Raw genomic sequence first — 16075 nt, 5'->3', positions numbered from 1 at the left:
TCCGATGGGCATGGAGCCACTATGTCCCGCGGCGTCTCACTCCGGAAGATGCGTCGCCCTCGCTACGCTGAGCGCATGACCGAGGCGCGAACCCCCACATCGCATCCTGTTCTCGCCGTGCTGCGACGCATGCCGGCCACCCTCACGATGGTCTCGGTGATCCTCGTCGTCGGCGTGGTGTGGCAGGGACTGTGGAGCCCGTTCGAGAACACGGACCTGTTCGGCACCGTCGCATACGGTCTGCCCAACCTCGCGCAGGGCATGTGGTGGACGCCGTTCACCGGCACGTTCTTCATCAACGCACCCTGGGTGTACGTCTTCACGATCTCGGGATTCTGGGGCATGGCGTACCTCGAGTACCGCCGCGGCACCAGGGTCGCGCTCGCCTATTACTGGGTCGGGCAGCTCTTCGCGATCCTGGCCACCGCACTCGTGCTGTTCTTCGCCTCGCAGCTGCCGTGGGCCTGGGCGCAGGAGCAGGCTCAGGCGCTCGATGTCGGCGCCTCGGGCGGCACCATGGCCTGCATCGCCGCGGCGATCGGACTGTTCCGGCCGCCGTGGCGGGTGCGCGGGTGGCTCGTGCTGCTCGGATTCGTGTTCATCGCGATGCTGTTCTGGGGCGCGGTCGCGGATCTCGAGCATCTGCTCGCCGTGCTGCTGATCCTGGTCGTCGATCGCACCCTGCGCGTGCAGCGGACCACCGTGCGCGAACAGCGCCTGATCGCCGTGATCTCCCTGCTGGTGCTGGGGGCGGTCGAGATCATCACGACCCTGGTGGCGACCGACGGCCCGTTCGGTCCGACGGAGCCCGTGTCGGGAGGATTCATCGACCTGGCGATCGACCTCGTGGTCATCGCCGTGCTCGTGAACGGACTGCTGCGAGGCCGCCGCTGGTCGTGGGTGCTCGTGATCCTGCTCGGACTCTTCAACATCCTGATCGCGGCGCTCGTGCTCATCCTGATCACCGTGTTCTCGCAGGCTCAGGTCGACGTGCGCTGGGATGGCGAGACCGAGCTCGCTCTCGCCAACGGCTTCCTCTGGGTGATCCTGCTCGTCTACCTGGTCGCGGTGCGTCGGGCGTTCCGGGCGAAGCGCAGGTCACCGCTCGGAATCCAACCCGCCCCGACCGTCGATGACGTCAAGACCGAATTGCGCGCGCACGGCGGCGGGACGCTGTCCTGGATGACGACGTGGGAGGGCAACAGCTACGCCCGCAGCGCCGCAGGGATCGTCGCGTACCAGCGCCGGGCCGGGGTCGCGCTCGCGCTGGCCGACCCGATCGGACCCTCGGCGTCGCGTGCAGACGCTGTCGCGGAATTCATCCGCACCGCCGAGCTCGCGGGCCTCGTGCCGTGTTTCTTCAGCGCCGACGATGCGACGCGGGATGCCGTGCCGGCGGGCTGGCGCAGCCTCGTGGTCGCGGATGACACGATCGTCGACCTGCCGGGCCTGGAGTTCACCGGCAAGCGCTGGAACTCGGTGCGCAGTTCGCTCAATCGAGCAGGACGCGAGGACATGACCTTCCGGCTGACCCGACTCGGCGACGAGTCGTGGGGGTGCGGCAGCAGCTGCGGGCGATCTCGGAGGCCTGGGTCGGCGACAAGGACCTCCCCGAGATGCGGTTCACTCTCGGCACGCTCGACGAGGCCGAGGATCCCGAGGTGCGACTGGCTCTGGCGCTGGCCCCGAACGGCGACGTCGACGGATTCCTGTCATGGCTGCCGGTCTACGGCGAGGGCGGCACCGTGCGCGGATGGACGCTCGATCTGATGCGGCGCCGGGATGGCGGCTTCGGGCCCGTCATGGAGTACCTGATCGGATCGTCGGCGAAGCAGTTCTCGGAGGAAGGCGCCCAGATCATGTCGCTCTCGGGGGCTCCGCTCGCCCACGACTATCCGCCGGATGCCGGCATGATCGCCGTGCTCAGCGACCGCCTCGCCGAAGCACTCGAACCCGTCTACGGTTTCGCGTCGCTGCACCGCTTCAAGCAGAAGTTCCATCCGCGCTACGAGACGATGTACCTGCTGTTCCGCGATGAGGCCGATCTCGCGGCCATCGGCACGGCCCTCACACGAGCCTTCCTGCCGGATGCCACGCTGCGGCAGTTCGCGGGCGCCGGTCTCGAACTGGTGCGCGGCAGCAAGGACTGATTCGGCCCGTCAGCCGTCGCGCGGCGGTCTGCGCAGTCTCTTGACGTCAGTGCGCTGCTTCTTCGCGGTCAACCGACGCTCTTTCGATCCGCGGCTCGGCTTGGTGGCGCGGCGGGGAGGTGCGGGCGGACGCAGCGCCTCGCCGACGAGTGCCACCAGCAGCTCCCGCGCCGCGTCACGGTTGCGCAGCTGCGCGCGGTGCTCGGAGGCGGCGATCGTCAGCACCCCGTTCACCAGACGGCCGCTCAGTCGGTCGAGCAGACGCTCGCGCTGGTGTGGCGAGAGCACGGCACTGCCGGCAGCATCCCAGACCAGCTCCACCCGGGAATCCGCGGTGTTCACACCCTGCCCACCAGGGCCGGACGACCGGGAGAAGCGCCACGACAGCTCGGCCTCGGGGATCGTGAGACCCGCCGAGACCCGCAGGCCGGGGCGATGAGGGGTGGCCATGCATCCATCATCCCCCCGGCGTGGGGTGCGCGCGTCAGCCGACGGTGTCGACGGCCTCGAGCGGGACGCGGTTCGCGGTGCCCGCTGACGGCTGCTCTCCGGCATCCCTCTTCGCGATGTTCGCGATGTGCGCCCGGCCGACCACGATCGCAGCGACGACCATGAGCGCGGCTCCCAACCAGTACGGCGCCGCGTGGCTGACGGTGACGTAGAGCGCGCCCGCGATCAGCGGCGCCGCGGTGTTCATCGCGGCGTTGAGCGATTGGGTCGCCCCTCCGAGCCAGCCCTGCTCGTCGTCGCCGACCGCGTTCGACATGGCACCGTCCAGCGCTGCTGTGGCGGCTCCCTGCCCTGCGGCGAGCATCAACGCACCGACGATGAACACCCACGGCTGCGCGAAGACCGAGGCGACGACCGCAAGGCCGACGAGTCCGATCGTCTGCGCGACGATGCCGCTGATGATCACACCGCGCTCGCCTATGCGAGGCAGCAGGATGCCGAGCAGCACGCCCTGGATGAGGATGTCGATGATGCCGACGCCCGCGGTGAGGAGACCGATCTGGGTCGGCCCCCAGCTGATCGAGTCGAGCGCCAGCACACTGAAGTTGTTGACGAAGAAGCCGAACGGCAGCGCGAGCAGGCCGAATCCGATCATCAGACCCCGCAGCTCCTTGCGGCCGAACGCCTCGGTGAAGACACCGAACGGCTGGATCTCACGGATCGAGATGCGCTCGATGCGGTTCTCGGGCTTCAGGCTCTCGGGCAGCAGGAAGATGCTGAGGATCGCGATCGTGAGGGCGACGGCCGCGGTGAGGAAGACCGGCAGCTGCAGGCTCACTGCCGCGAGGAGTCCGCCGATGGCGGGGCCGATCATCATGCCGATCCCCGAGAGAGCGCCGAGCAGGCCGAACCGCTGAGCGCGCTTCTCGGGCGGGGTGATGTCTGCGAGGTAGGCGAAGAGCGCCGGCAGGTCCCCGGCGGTCACCCCCTGGATCACGCGAGCGAGCACCAGGACCCAGATCGCACCGCCGATGCCGAAGAGGGTCATCGCGAACGCCGCTCCGAACGCGGCGGCGATGATCACCGGGCGTCGACCGAAGCGGTCGGAGAGGCGGCCGAGGAAGGGGGCTACCAGGAAGGCGCACAGGCCGTTGACGGCTTCGAGCACACCGACCCAGATCGCGAGATCGCCTTCGTGCGAGACGTACTGCAGCACGACGAAGGGCAGGACGGGGAGCACGACGGTCATCCCGATGACGGTGAGCATCGTCAGCACGATGAGCATGATCCAGGCGCGCTTGTCGCTGCGCGCGAGCGGGTTCTTTAGTGAAGTCACTCCGAAACTGTATCAATACCAGTTTTGGTGTCAAGCCAGTTTTGGATCGAATGCGCGATACGGTGGAGGCATGACGAATACCGAGCCACTCGGACGCCGGGAACGCAAGAAGGCGGCGACCCGCAAGAACATCTCCGATGTCGCGACGATGATGTTCCTCGAGCGGGGCTTCGACAACGTCAGCATCCGCGAGGTCGCCGACGCCGCCGACGTCTCGCCCACGACGGTGTTCGCGCACTTTCCTCAGAAGGAGGCGCTGGTCTTCGACGAGGACGACGAGCAGCGCGACCGGCTCGTCGGCGCCGTCCGAGACCGACCGGACGGCACCACGATCAATCGGGCGATCCGCGACTTCTACACCGCAGAGGTCGGCGCCAACATCGATGAGCACGGCAACGACGTGACGCGGATCTTCCTCGCCTTTCTCAACGAGACGCCCGCACTGCGCGACTATGCCGCCAAGATGTGGCTCCGCCACGAGGATGCCCTGTCGGATGCGATCGCCGACGAGCTCGGAGTCCCCGAGCCGACCCCGGAGATCCGCGTCTACTCGCGTTTCGTGCTGCAGATGCAGCTGCTCGTGAACGAGAACGACGACCAGCTCGGCATCCTCGACGCCGGGTTCACGGTTCTCGAGAACGGGTGGGCTCCGGTCGAGGCGGCGCTCACGGAGTCGCCGGACTGACCCGCGCTGGAGCTGCGCGGTCTCACGGCGAAGCGCCTGCCGCGCGCGGGTCCACTCCCCCCGACGAAAAGCGATGCCAAGCTGGTGACATGGCATTCGGGATGGCCCGCGACGTGTTGCGCCCCACAGACTCTCCGCGCGCGGATCGAGTGACCTATGTCGAGCTGTTCTTCGACCTCGTGTTCGTCCTCGCGCTGACCCAGCTGTCTGCCTACCTCTACGAGAATCAGACGCCTTTGGGCGCTCTGGAGGGCGTCATCATGGTGTGCGCCCTGTGGTGGGCGTGGGTGTCGACCACCTGGGTCACCAATTGGCTCGACCCCGTCACGCTCCCCGTGCGCGGGGCGGTGATCGCACTGGCCCTCGTGGCGCTCGTGATGAGCGTCTCGATCGCTGAGGCGTTCGGCGATCGCGCATGGGCGTTCGCCATCGCCTACGTCGTCCTCCAGGTGGGACGCACGGTCTTCATCGTGTGGGCGACAGCCCGTCACGACCGGCGGGTGGCCCGCGATTTCTCCCTCCTCCTCTGCTGGGCGGTCGCCGGCGGCGTGTTGTGGATCGTCGGCGCGCTGCTGCCCCTCGGGTGGCAGCTGCCGTTGTGGGCCGCCGCGCTGGCTCTCGAACTGCTGGGCACCGTGCTCGGTTTTCCGGTGCCCGGACGGGGGAAGGTGCAGCTGAAGACCTGGGATCTCTCCGGTCCGCACATCGCCGAGCGCACGTCCCTCTTCGTGCTCATCGCACTCGGTGAAGGCCTGCTGGTCACCGGCTTCGCGTTCGTCGACAAGGAATCGTCCGTCGCATCCATCGCTGCCTTGGTGACGGCGTTCGTCGCCGCCGCGGCGACCTGGTGGATCTACTTCGATCACGGCGAACGCATCGGCGCCGAGGCGATCGAGGCGTCAGGCGAACCGGCCCGGCTCGCTCGCACCGTCTACACATGGGTGCATCTTCTGATCATCGCCGGCATCGTGCTGATGAGCGTGGGCGACAAGGAGATGCTCGCGCTTCCCGACCAGCGCGGCCTCGCCGCGGCCGTCGTGGTCGTCGGCGCGCCGTTCCTCTTCCTCACCGGCACCGTGCTGTTCCGCCGCGTGCTCGAAGGGCGCTGGGCGCGAGCGCAACTCGTCGGTCTGGTGGCTCTCGCTCTGCTCGCCGTTGTGCGGCTCGCGGGCTTCACCGTCGACGCGCTCACGCTGTCGATCACGACGGCGACGGTTCTCGTCGGTGTCGCAGCGGGCGAGACCCTCGAGCGTCTGCGTCGCGGTCGCCGCGCAGGGGGCTGACCGCGGGTGGGTCGCGGGCAGAGCCCGAACAAGTGGACGCGACGGCGGGAGTCGAACCCGCCACGCCTTCAGGTATGAACTGAGGCCCGGGACCGCCCGGATCGCCGCGATGGGAATGACGCTACCCGGCTGCGACCGGGAAGGCCAGGATCGTTGCGGGGATTGACAGAGTGCGTCCCCGCATGACAAGGGGCGTCACGCCGCGTCACACGGCGGCGTCCGCCGAGCGGTGTAGCGTCTCGAACATGGCAGCCGCAGACAGTCCCGCGACGACCCCGCAGAAGACCCACCGCTATCTCCGTCTGTCGCTGGTGCTGATCGTGTTCGCCCTGCTCGTGAGCGTCGCGCTGCAGAGCTTCGTGGTGATGTGGGAGCCGATGATGTTCGGCTGGAATCCGCTCCACTCGATCAGCCACGCGATCTACACGCCGGCCCGCGACGTCTTCGCCGGAGCGCTGATCGCGACATCCGTCGTCCTGCTGGCTCTCTCAGGACGCAGCCGGGCGACGACGCTGCTCGACGTATGCGCCGTCTTGGCGCCGCTCATCGCGATCGTTCCGACCGGGCTCGCCGACACTCGCGCGGTCGGCCACATTCCGTGCCCGATCGCCACGGAGTGCATCCCCGCGGGATACGTCGGCAGCGCCAAGGCGGGGATCGCGGTCTATGCCGTGGTGGTGGTGGCCGTGGTGATCACGATGGCGGTGATCCGCCGCCGCACGCGCACCCCGAACCGGGCGGCCGTGCTGGTGTCGTTGTTCGCGCTCGTCACGGCCGCTGTCGTCACGGCACTCGCCTTCGCCCCGGCGCTCAACGAGTACTTCCCGTTCAACTTCTGGCCTGTGAACAGCATCCACTTCGCAGTGACCCTGCTGTTCTTCGGAGTGTTCGCGGCGGTCCCGATCCTCTACGCGGGCGGCCCACTCGAGCCAGGCGAGACTCCGCCCACACCCCGGCAACGATCGGTCTATCGCTGGATCGCGGGGCTGCTCATCGCCGACCTCGTGCTGCTCGTGGTCGCGGTGCTCTTCCGTCAGACCTTCGGGGAGACGCCCGTCGTGCTCATCGGCGAGGCGGTCGCCCTGATCCTGTTCGCGGCATTCTGGTGGGTGCAGACATTTCAACGGTGGAACGACCGGAACCCTCCTTCGATCGCCGCACCCCGCCCTTAGTCGCGCGGATCGGGAGCCGGCGCATCGAGCGCCCGCAGAAGCCGCTGCACCGACTCCCGCAGCTCGGCGCGATGCGGCTCGGGGAAGCTGGTCGTGTACTCGACGCCCTCGGGGATCCAGAGCAGCGCGTACATCGCCTCGCGCCAGTCCGAGCCGCCGAAGGGCCAGCGCGTGCGATTCTCACCCTCGGGAGTCGCGCCCTCGGACCAGGGCCCGAACATGTCCTGCATCTCGGGGAACGGCAGCTGCATCACGGCATCCGCCTCGATCTTCTGCGGCGACCACGACGCGGCGATGAGCACCCGCTCGTCGATCTCCTCGGTCGAGATCTCGCGTCGCGTGAACAGCACCCTGGTGTGCTCGACCGAGACGATCCGGTCGACGCGGAAGGTCCGCCAGTCATCGCGGTCGAGATCCCAGCACAGCAGGAACCATTTGCGGCCCGAGGGAGCGAGCGCGTGCGGCTCGACCCGACGCACGGTCTCGGCACCCGCTCCGTCGACGTAACGCATCCGCAGACGCTCGTGGTCTCGGGTCGCGAGAGCGATCTCCCCCAGCACGACGGGCGAGACCACCGGGGCGTCGCCGATGCGCGGTGGCTGCACGGCGGCGGCGAGCGCATTGACCCGCTGACGCAGCGCCGACGGCAGCACCTGCTCGAGCTTCGCAAGTGCCGTCAGCGTCACCTCGGCACCGCCCACCAGCTGCTGCGTCGCGGCGACGCGAAGACCGATCGCCATCGTCACCGCCTCGTCATCGGTGAGCAACAGCGGGGGCACGGCACTGCCGGCCTCGAGGCGGTATCCGCCGGCCGCTCCGGGCGTCGACTCCACGCGGTATCCGAGCTCTCGCAGCCGATCGACGTCGCGGCGCACCGTGCGCTCGGTGACGCCGAGCCTGCTCGCCAGTTCCGTGCCGGGCCAGTGCCTGTGCGTCTGCAGCAGATTGAGCAGGGCGAGGGCTCTGGAGGTGGTGTCGGACATGTCTCAAGATTGACAGAATATGCGGACAGGATCTGTCCTGATTGCGTTCTAGCCTGCTGGCATGTCGAACGAATCCATCATCGAAACCGAAGGCCTCACCAAGGTCTTCACCGTCAAGAAGACGTCGGTCGAAGCGGTCACCGACCTCTCCTTCACTGCGGTGCGCGGCGAGCTCGTCGCGTTCCTCGGTCCGAACGGCGCTGGCAAGTCGACGAGCCTGCGGATGCTGACGACGCTCATCCCGCCGACGTCGGGGACCGCCCGCGTCGTCGGCCACGACATCCGCACGGATGCGGCCGGAGTTCGCGCACGCATCGGCTACGTCGGTCAGCTCACGAGCGGCAGCTTCTCGCAGCGGGTGCGCGATGAGCTGCTCAGCCAGGGCGCGTTCTACGGCATGAGCCGGCGCGACAGCACCCGTCGCGCCGATGAGCTGATCGAGTCCCTCGATCTCTCCTCGTTCGCGACCCGCACGGTGCAGCAGCTCAGCGGAGGCCAGAAGCGCCGGCTCGACATCGCGCTCGGTCTCATGCACGCGCCGCCGCTGATCTTCTTGGACGAGCCGTCGACCGGTCTCGACCCGCAGAGCAGGGCCAATCTGTGGGAGCACATCCTCGACCTGCGCACCCAGCACGGCACGACCGTCTTCCTGACCACGCACTATCTCGAAGAGGCCGACCGCTACGCCGAGCGGGTGATGGTCATGGACAAGGGCCGCATCATCGCCGACGACGACGCGGCAGCGCTGAAGGCGACGCTCGCCGGCGACGTGCTCACCTTCGGCTTCGCGAACGATGCGGATGCCGCGAACGCACGCCCGGTCGTCGCTCGCCTCAGCGGGGCCGAGGTGTCGCTCGACGACGACTCGCTGACGCTGGCCGTGCCCGACGGCGACCGACTGCTGCCGGTGATCGTGCGCGAGCTGGATGCCGCCGGCATCCTGGTGCGTCGGGCGACCGGCGTCCCACCCACCCTCGACGACGTCTTCCTCGCTCTGACCGGGCGCACGCTGCGCGAAGCGGGCGAAGGCACCGCCGATGCATCCGAGTCCGATGCCGCAACCGGGGTCGAGAACGACAAGACAGGAGTCCTCTCATGACCACCACGACCGACACCCTCGTGCGCGCGAATCTCATGCGCGACACCAGGAACGTGCTGACCCGCGAGCTCAAGCCGGTGCTGCGCGACCCGTTCACGCTGATCTTCAGCCTGCTGCAGCCGCTCGTGTTCCTCGGCCTGTTCGCTCCGCTCCTCATCGGCGGGTCCGGTCGACCGGCCGGAGAGACCCTCGCCTGGTTCGTGCCCGGCGTGCTCGTGATGATCGTGCTGTTCGGCACCGGCGCCACGGGCTCGAACCTGCAGTACGAGATGATGACCGGCTCGCACGAGCGCACGCTGGTCGCGCCGCTCGCGCGCTCATCGCTGCTCGTGGGTCGTGCGCTCAAGGAGATCGCGCCGATCGTGGTGCAGGCTCTGATCATCGTGCTGATCGCGTGGCCGTTCGGGTTCGCGATCAACCTGCCGGGCCTGCTCATCGGGCTCGCGCTGCTCGCGGTCTTCGGCGTCGGACTCGGTTCGCTATCGTACTCGTTGGCGTTGGCCACCAAAGACCGCGAATGGCTGTTCTGGGGAGTGCAGCAGTCGCTGATCTTCCCGTTGCTGATCCTGTCGGGCATGCTGCTGCCGCTCGACGACGGCCCCGCCTGGATGCGGGCGGTCGCATCGGTCAACCCGGTCAACTGGGTGGTGCAGGCCGAGCGCGCGCTGTTCGCGGGCGACCTCGGCGATCCGACCGTGCTGTGGGGTTGGGTCTCGGCGCTGGCGGTGGCGGTCGTCGGACTCGTGGTGGGAGTACGGGCTATCCGTCGCAGCAGCTGACCGGCGACGATGCCATGGCTCGATCCGGTGTCTCAGCGCCGGATCGAGTCGTGGAACGGGTTCGGCTCGAGGGTGATGTCGGTCGTCGCGTCGGCCCAGGTGCCGCCGTCGCCGGACGCGCGGCCGCGGCACAGAGCAGCGAGGAGCGCCGTCGCAGGCACCCCCACGGCGAGAGCAGCAGCGCCGCCGAGCGTGCGGTCCTTCGAGCCGAGCACGCTCGCGCGGTGCCACGCCTCGTGAAGCGCGCCGCCTCGGGCTGCCGGCACGCGCTTCGCCGGCAGAGCACCGGCCCGGCGCAGAGCGACCAGCTGCTCGACGTGGTTCCACCAGGTCGACTCGGCCGCCGGGTGGAAGTAGTTGTCTCGCAGCCAGGCGGGGTGCGGATGCCGGAATCGACCGGCCACGACCTCGTTGCGCCCGCCGAGCAGCCCACTGCCGACGAAGACGGTGTTGAGCAGGCTCTTGCTGACGCCGAACGAATCGAGCGCGATCACAGGCACACCGAGCGCCACGGCTTCGACGGCCGCGGTCGAGCTGACTGTCACGAGTCCGGCCGCCGTCGAGAGCGCGGCAGCCATCGAGGAGTAGGAGACCACGAGGTTGTCGGGACGCCGGGCAGGCAGCAGCTCGAGATACGGATCGCGCTCGAGGTGGGTCTCGGACTCCCCTGGGCGCGAGCGCAGCTTGACGACGACTCGACGATTCGGGTCGGCCTCGGCCGCCCTGACGAGGGTGGCGGCGATCTCGGCGCGTTCGTCCCGTCCGACCGGCACCAGGGCCTGCGCCGCGAACACGATGTCGGTCGCCGGCATCCGCACGGCGCTCGGAGTCGGAGGACGATCGGCGATCAGGGTTCCTGCCGGGTGGCCTGCGTCTGCGCCGAGCACCCGGGCCCGGTCAGCGGCGAGCATACGCGATCGCGATCGGGCGAACGGCAGTGTGGCCAGCGCCGTCGGCACCTGCACTCCGATCCGGTGGCCCAGCTCGGCGAACGCGCGTTCCTCACGGTGGGAGTGCACCACGAGCAGGTCGGCATGGCGGCGGTACTCGAGGGCGCCCCGCTGGGCGGGGATCGCCATACCCGGCAGACCCGCGACGACCACCGGGCGGTGCGAGAGCGTGTCGACCAGGCGTCCCATCAGGCGCACGAACGGCCCGCGCCCGGCGAGCAGGACGACGTCGGGACGCTGTCCCTCGAGCCACGCGGCAGCCTGCGCGAAGCCGATGCGGGTGACGTCGTCTGACAGCATCCCGGTGCCGGCCAGCGCCGTGCGCTGCTGATCGACGCTCGCGGTCAGCGGCGTCTGCACCAGCAGCAGATGCGGACGGATGCCGGGCACACTGCCGAGCAGCGACGCCGACCACTTCACGAACGAGTCGGCGTCGGCGATCGCGACGACCCGCAGCGCGCCCGACCTGCTCGTGCCCGGTTCGCTCATGCGGAGATGCGCCGCAGCTTCGCCATGGGCGCGCGCTCGCTGTCGAACACGCGCTTGACTCCGTCGCCCAGAGCCATCTCGATCACACGGATGTCGCGCACGAGGTGCTCGAGGCCGGTGGGCTCGAGGGATGCCGCATGGTCGGAGCCCCACATCGTGCGGTCGAGCGTGATGTGGCGTTCGACGGCGACCGCGCCGATCGCGACGGCGGCGAGAGAGATCTGCAGACCGCGCTCGTGGCCGGAGTAGCCGACCGGCACTCCGGGGTAGCGATCGCGCAGCGTGGCGATCGCGCGGAGGTTGGCCTCCTCGGGCTCGAGCGGATAGGTCGACGTGGCGTGCATGAGCACGACGCGGTCGGTGTCGAGCGTGGACAGGGCGCGGTCGATCTGCTCGATCGTCGACATGCCGGTCGAGAGGATGATCGGCTTGTCGGTCTCGCGCAGCGCGAGGAGCAGCTCGGTGTCGGTGAGGCTGGCCGAGGCGACCTTGTGAGCCACGACGTTGAGGTCTTCGAGGAAATCGACGCTGGGCACGTCCCACGGGGACGCGAACCAGTCGAGTCCGAGCATCGTGGCGTGGTCGCCGATGGCGATGTACTCGTCGCGGCCGAACTCGACGCGGCGACGGTAGTCGAGGTAGCTCATGGTGCCCCAGGGCGTCTCGCGCGGGACATCGCGCATGTGCTCGGGGGTGGAGATCTCGGGAGTGCGCTTCTGGAACTTCACCGCGTCGGCTCCCGCCTTCGCCGCGACGTCGATCAGACGCTTGGCGATGTCGACGTCGCCGTTGTGGTTGAGGCCGATCTCCGCGATGACATAGGCGGGGTGGCCGCCGCCGATCACGCGTGAGCCGATGCTGACAGTCATGGTTCCTCCGGTCGTCGAATGGCCTTCTCCCCTGAGTACGCGCCGAGAATGAACGCCACACGACAGGAGGGTTACCGGCACCGGTCAGGCGGGCAACACCCGTTCGATCAGCTCGCGGACGGCGCCATGTCCGCCGGCGCGGCTCAGCACGACACGGGCCGCCTCGAGGACGAGCGGATGCGCGTCGGCCACCGCGACCGGCCAGCCGACGATGCGCAGGGCCGGGAGATCGTTGACGTCGTTGCCGAGGTACGCGATGTCGGCGAGCGGGATGCCGACCTCCTCCGCCCACCCTCGCAGCGCCGACTCCTTGTCGTCGATGCCGTGCAGCACCGGCACGCGGAGTTTCTCTGCCCGAGCGCGCACGACGGCGTTGACCTCGGTCGAGAGGATGAGCATCGGGATGCCGGCGCGCCGCAGCAACGACACCCCCATGCCGTCCTCGCGGCTCACCCGCACGCGTTCGACGCCGTCGGCGTCGACGGTCGCGGTGTCGTCGGTGTGCACCCCATCGAAATCGGTGACGATCGCTCGCACCGGCACCCGCTCAGGGCTCTCGTGGAGGGCGGCGAGCGCGCGGGCGATGCGCAGCTGCTGTTCGTCGTCGATCTCGATCGCCGTCCACTCGGGCACCTCGACGATGCGGATGCGGCCGAAGAAGCGATGCCTCGCCTCGCGGAAGCCGTCGGCGCGGAACACGTAGAACGCCCCCGTCTCGAGGAAGTGCGGCTCGCGATCCTGACGCCGCGGGCGATGCGCGGCATCGTGGTTGAGTGCGACGGCCGCGCCGGCATCCGCTCGCCCTTCGCCGCTCGATTCTTCTCGGCCGCCGCGCGACCACAGGAATCCATAGGTCTCGTGGGCGGCGAACACGCTGTCTGCCCTGCGCTCGCGCACCTCGCGCACCGCACCCGACAGTGCGTCCTGGGCGATGAACGGCGAGGTCGCCTGCAGGAACGTCACCACCTCGGCCGGCTCCCCCTCGCCTTCGAGCACGTCGAGCGCATGCAGGATCGCGGACTCCGACGAGGCCGTGTCGCCGGAGATGTCCGCCGGTCGCCGCACGACTCTCGCCCCGGCTGCCTCGCTCACCGCGGCGATCTCATCGTCATCGGTCGAGACGACCACGAGGTCGATGCCGTCGGTCTCCGACGCGGTGCGCACGGCCCGTTCGATGAGCGGCACCCCGCCGACGCGTCGCAGGTTCTTGCGCGGCACGCCCTTCGACCCGCCTCGCGCCGGGATGATCGCGACGACCCTGCCCGCTGCTGCCGTCTGCTGTTCCGCGCTCATGTCGCTCGTCCCCTCGCCGTCGTCGCCCGTCATCGCTGTCATCGCTGTCACCCTGCTCATCGCCCTCTGAGCACCCGCCACGCGCGCGCGAGTCTGCGCCGCGCTGCGAGCACTGTGAGCCTCGCCTGCTCGACCCGGCCGATGCCGCCGACCGGGCGCAGCGCTCGACGCACGGCCGTCTCGCGCGGGGCTCCCGGGAGGCGCAGCTCGGCCAGCCTCTCGGGGGCGAAGTACCGATCTCGATCAGAGGGACGGATGCCGGTGAGCAGCTGCTCGGCCCGACCGCGGAGGTGCCCGGCGACGACGGGCTGCATGGCATAGCCGACCGCGTCGATCAGCAGCTGCATGCGCTCAGAGTCGCGATACGGGGAGTCTGCGCGGGTGAGCGCATCGACGATCGTCGCCGGCACTCGGTTGCTGTTCTCATACGGAGTCAGCCGCGCCAGCACGGTGTCTGCCCCGACCGCATCGATCTCGCGGCCGAACAGCGCCTGCACGGTCGGCAGCGCGGTCGAGAACCCGGCGATGACGGCTGTCGCGTCGATGCGTTCGGCCAGCATCTCTGCGGCGAGCGCGCCGCGGTACTCGCGGAAGTCGATGCCGTGCACCCGTGCCCGGTCGCGCAAAGCGTCGCTCAGTCGAGGCGGGGCGGCGGGGTGCGGTTTGAAGACGATGTGCTGTGGTCGCCGGCTCGCCGCGCGGTCGATCATCTCCTTCTGCAGCGCGATCTCCTCGCCCTCGCTGACCAGGCCGAGAGCCGACAGGTACTGGCCGAGCACGAGCACGGTCGACTCCCCATCGAGAGCGCTGTCGAGCTCTGCTGTGTCGTCGACCACCGCGGCGGTCTCGCCGAGCACCGCGCGGAACAGGTCGGGTGAGACCGGCACCGGCGTCGCGGTGGGTGCACCCACCAGCGGTGTCAGTCCCGGCACCACGTCGGCGTGCACGACGCGACCGATCCGAGCAGTCACCGTGTGCGGCATCCGCACCCGCATCGGCGAGTACGTCATCAGCCCGTCGCCGATGATCGTGAGTCGCGCGTGCGGGAAGAGCAGCATCAGGGTGCGCGCCGGGGCGATCTGCGGGCTCTGCACGAGCAGTTCGAGGTCGCCGGGGTCGATGTTCCACGCCCGGAGCAGCAGGCGGCGCAGCAGCGGCAGGTCCGAAGCATGGGGCTTCCACGAGCTCGGATGCAGGGGGCCGAGCATCGCGTCGAGATCTTCGATGCGGTCGAACCTGTCGCGGAGGCTCGCCAGCGCAGGGTCGGCGGCGATGCTCACCGATGTCTCGGGCACTCGCGACGACACGAACGGAACGAGGATGCGCTCACCGTGGTCGCCGAGCAGTCCGCCGTCGAGCGCTGCGGCTGCGGTGGCCAGCCCGTAGGCGCTGTGCACCGCGAAGAGCTGCGTCATGCGGCGATCCCGACCGTGCGCAGCAGCGGCGCCAGCACGCGGCGCCGGGGTCCGTCGAGACGCGACAGCACCGCCGATGCCTCTCGCTCAGGCAGACGGCCGAGCAATCCGCGCAGGCCGGCACGCATCTCGCCGCGCAGCGACGGGGTCATCCTCCTCGACCGCACGAGGTGGCGCGACGAGAGCGCCATCACGCTCCACACCGCCTTCGGCAGGAACCGGTCAGACTCGGCATCCGCCTCGACGATGTCGAGCACCTCGCCCATCGCGCGCGCGAAGTCGAGCTGTCGCCGGTCGCGCACCTGTGTGAGCGATGTCGACACCCCGCGGCGGTAGAGCAGGGCCGGGGCGTCGACCACCGCGAACGAGCGGGCCTGCAGGTGCAGCCGCCAGATCCACGGTCGATCCTCGGCGGTGAAGAGGCCCGGTGTGAAACCCGCGAGCCCCTGGTCGATCAGGCGTCGGTGCATGATCCCGGCCCAGGCGAACGGGTAGTCGACCATGGTCGGCTCGTCGTCGGGCAGGATCGCCTCACGGGGCGAACCGACGGTCTCCCGCCACGGGTACGGCGCCGGCACGAGGGTGCGCACGCCGGTCTTCACCGTGACGTGGTCGGTGCGGAGGAAGTCGCAGCCCAGCTCGTTCAGCCGCCGGGCCAGCACCGAGAGTCGCTGGGGCTGCATCCAGTCGTCTCCGTCGAGGAAGCAGAAGGCGTCGCCCTCGACATGCTCGAGCCCCTGGTTGCGGGCACTCGCGAGCCCCTTCGGCCGAGGGTTGACGATGACCTCGGCGTGCGGGAACCGCTCGGCGTATCGCCTCATGAGCGTGCCGGTGTCGTCGCGCGAGCCGTCATCGATCGCCACGAGCTTGAGCGAGGCAGGGTCGTCGAACTGCCGTGTCAGCGTCTCGAGCGTCGTGCCGATGTAGGCGCCTGCGTCTTTCGCGGGCAGGATGACGGTGACGAGCGGTGTGCGCACAGAACTCCCCCGGGTCGACGGTCTCGGAATGCTCGCAGGCGCTCCTTGCCGGTCGGGGGCCGGCGGGTGAACGCACGGTGACGCGATATCGGCCGACCCACCGGTGCCCTCTGCCGGATTCGCACCTGGCCCGACGATCGGCGAC

General features: G+C 69.3%; 14 protein-coding genes, 1 tRNA gene and 1 pseudogene. 7 read left to right on the top strand and 9 right to left on the bottom strand.

Features of this window, described 5'->3' with window-relative positions; all coding sequences use genetic code 11:
* Positions 1–21 precede the first annotated feature (21 nt).
* Positions 22–1479, top strand: a pseudogene (locus AC04ME_RS08155) (phosphatidylglycerol lysyltransferase domain-containing protein); the annotation flags it as partial.
* A 71-nt stretch (positions 1480–1550) separates the two neighbouring features.
* Entirely contained in the window at positions 1551–2150 is a 600-nt protein-coding gene (locus AC04ME_RS08150; protein ID WP_475434482.1) for a phosphatidylglycerol lysyltransferase domain-containing protein, read from the top strand.
* A gap of 9 nt (positions 2151–2159) precedes the next feature.
* On the opposite strand, the gene arfB is transcribed toward AC04ME_RS08150, so the two are convergent.
* Both arfB and AC04ME_RS08140 read right to left on the bottom strand, forming a co-directional pair.
* Positions 2160–2600: an alternative ribosome rescue aminoacyl-tRNA hydrolase ArfB gene (arfB, locus tag AC04ME_RS08145; RefSeq protein ID WP_475434480.1), complete on the bottom strand. Its 441-nt coding sequence runs from the start codon at positions 2598–2600 to the stop codon at positions 2160–2162.
* A 34-nt stretch (positions 2601–2634) separates the two neighbouring features.
* Positions 2635–3936 carry an MFS transporter gene (locus AC04ME_RS08140; RefSeq protein ID WP_231567479.1) on the bottom strand — a complete coding sequence of 434 codons (1302 nt, stop codon included), beginning with the start codon at positions 3934–3936 and terminating at the stop codon, positions 2635–2637.
* A 70-nt stretch (positions 3937–4006) separates the two neighbouring features.
* Here AC04ME_RS08140 and AC04ME_RS08135 point away from each other — a divergent pair, with 70 nt between their 5' ends.
* The gene (locus AC04ME_RS08135) at positions 4007–4621 is read left to right on the top strand and encodes a TetR/AcrR family transcriptional regulator (protein ID WP_042538662.1); all 615 of its coding nucleotides are present in this window, start codon (positions 4007–4009) and stop codon (positions 4619–4621) included.
* Between the two features lie 89 nt (positions 4622–4710).
* Positions 4711–5904: a low temperature requirement protein A gene (locus AC04ME_RS08130; RefSeq protein ID WP_056373928.1), complete on the top strand. Its 1194-nt coding sequence runs from the start codon at positions 4711–4713 to the stop codon at positions 5902–5904.
* A gap of 33 nt (positions 5905–5937) precedes the next feature.
* On the opposite strand, the gene AC04ME_RS08125 is transcribed toward AC04ME_RS08130, so the two are convergent.
* Positions 5938–6013, bottom strand: a tRNA-Met gene (locus AC04ME_RS08125).
* Positions 6014–6149: 136 nt separating this feature from the next.
* Here AC04ME_RS08125 and AC04ME_RS08120 point away from each other — a divergent pair.
* On the top strand, positions 6150–7076 hold the full coding sequence (locus AC04ME_RS08120) for a hypothetical protein (RefSeq protein WP_475434477.1): 927 nt from the start codon (positions 6150–6152) through the stop codon (positions 7074–7076).
* On the opposite strand, the gene AC04ME_RS08115 is transcribed toward AC04ME_RS08120, so the two are convergent.
* Entirely contained in the window at positions 7073–8059 is a 987-nt protein-coding gene (locus tag AC04ME_RS08115) for a helix-turn-helix transcriptional regulator (protein ID WP_475434475.1), read from the bottom strand. The two genes, AC04ME_RS08120 and AC04ME_RS08115, sit on opposite strands and share 4 nt — an antisense overlap.
* A 61-nt stretch (positions 8060–8120) precedes the next feature.
* Here AC04ME_RS08115 and AC04ME_RS08110 point away from each other — a divergent pair, with 61 nt between their 5' ends.
* Entirely contained in the window at positions 8121–9158 is a 1038-nt protein-coding gene (locus AC04ME_RS08110; protein WP_475434473.1) for an ATP-binding cassette domain-containing protein, read from the top strand.
* Positions 9155–9937, top strand: a complete 783-nt coding sequence (locus tag AC04ME_RS08105; RefSeq protein ID WP_079113427.1) for an ABC transporter permease — start codon at positions 9155–9157, stop codon at positions 9935–9937. Before AC04ME_RS08110 ends, AC04ME_RS08105 begins: the two co-directional genes overlap by 4 nt.
* Before the next feature lie 32 nt (positions 9938–9969).
* Here AC04ME_RS08105 and AC04ME_RS08100 read toward each other — a convergent pair whose 3' ends face one another.
* From AC04ME_RS08100 to AC04ME_RS08080, 5 genes are all read right to left on the bottom strand, one after another.
* Complete coding sequence (locus AC04ME_RS08100) at positions 9970–11376, bottom strand: DUF6716 putative glycosyltransferase (RefSeq protein ID WP_475434471.1); 1407 nt, start codon at positions 11374–11376, stop codon at positions 9970–9972.
* Positions 11373–12245 (bottom strand): N-acetylneuraminate synthase family protein, encoded by an 873-nt coding sequence (locus AC04ME_RS08095; RefSeq protein WP_228385564.1) that lies wholly within the window; start codon positions 12243–12245, stop codon positions 11373–11375. The genes AC04ME_RS08100 and AC04ME_RS08095 overlap by 4 nt, the downstream gene beginning before the upstream one ends.
* An 84-nt stretch (positions 12246–12329) precedes the next feature.
* On the bottom strand, positions 12330–13580 hold the full coding sequence (locus tag AC04ME_RS08090) for a cytidylyltransferase domain-containing protein (protein ID WP_475434469.1): 1251 nt from the start codon (positions 13578–13580) through the stop codon (positions 12330–12332).
* A 14-nt stretch (positions 13581–13594) separates the two neighbouring features.
* Positions 13595–14953, bottom strand: coding sequence for a polysialyltransferase family glycosyltransferase (locus AC04ME_RS08085; RefSeq protein ID WP_475434467.1), 1359 nt, complete (start codon positions 14951–14953; stop codon positions 13595–13597).
* Positions 14950–15930, bottom strand: coding sequence for a glycosyltransferase family 2 protein (locus AC04ME_RS08080; RefSeq protein WP_475434466.1), 981 nt, complete (start codon positions 15928–15930; stop codon positions 14950–14952). The genes AC04ME_RS08085 and AC04ME_RS08080 overlap by 4 nt, the downstream gene beginning before the upstream one ends.
* Between the last annotated feature and the right edge of the window lie 145 nt (positions 15931–16075).

This window comes from Microbacterium sp. LjRoot205, from assembly GCF_056175745.1.
The sequence above is the reverse complement of the archived record's forward strand: the minus strand, read 5'-3'. Positions and strand labels throughout refer to the sequence as shown.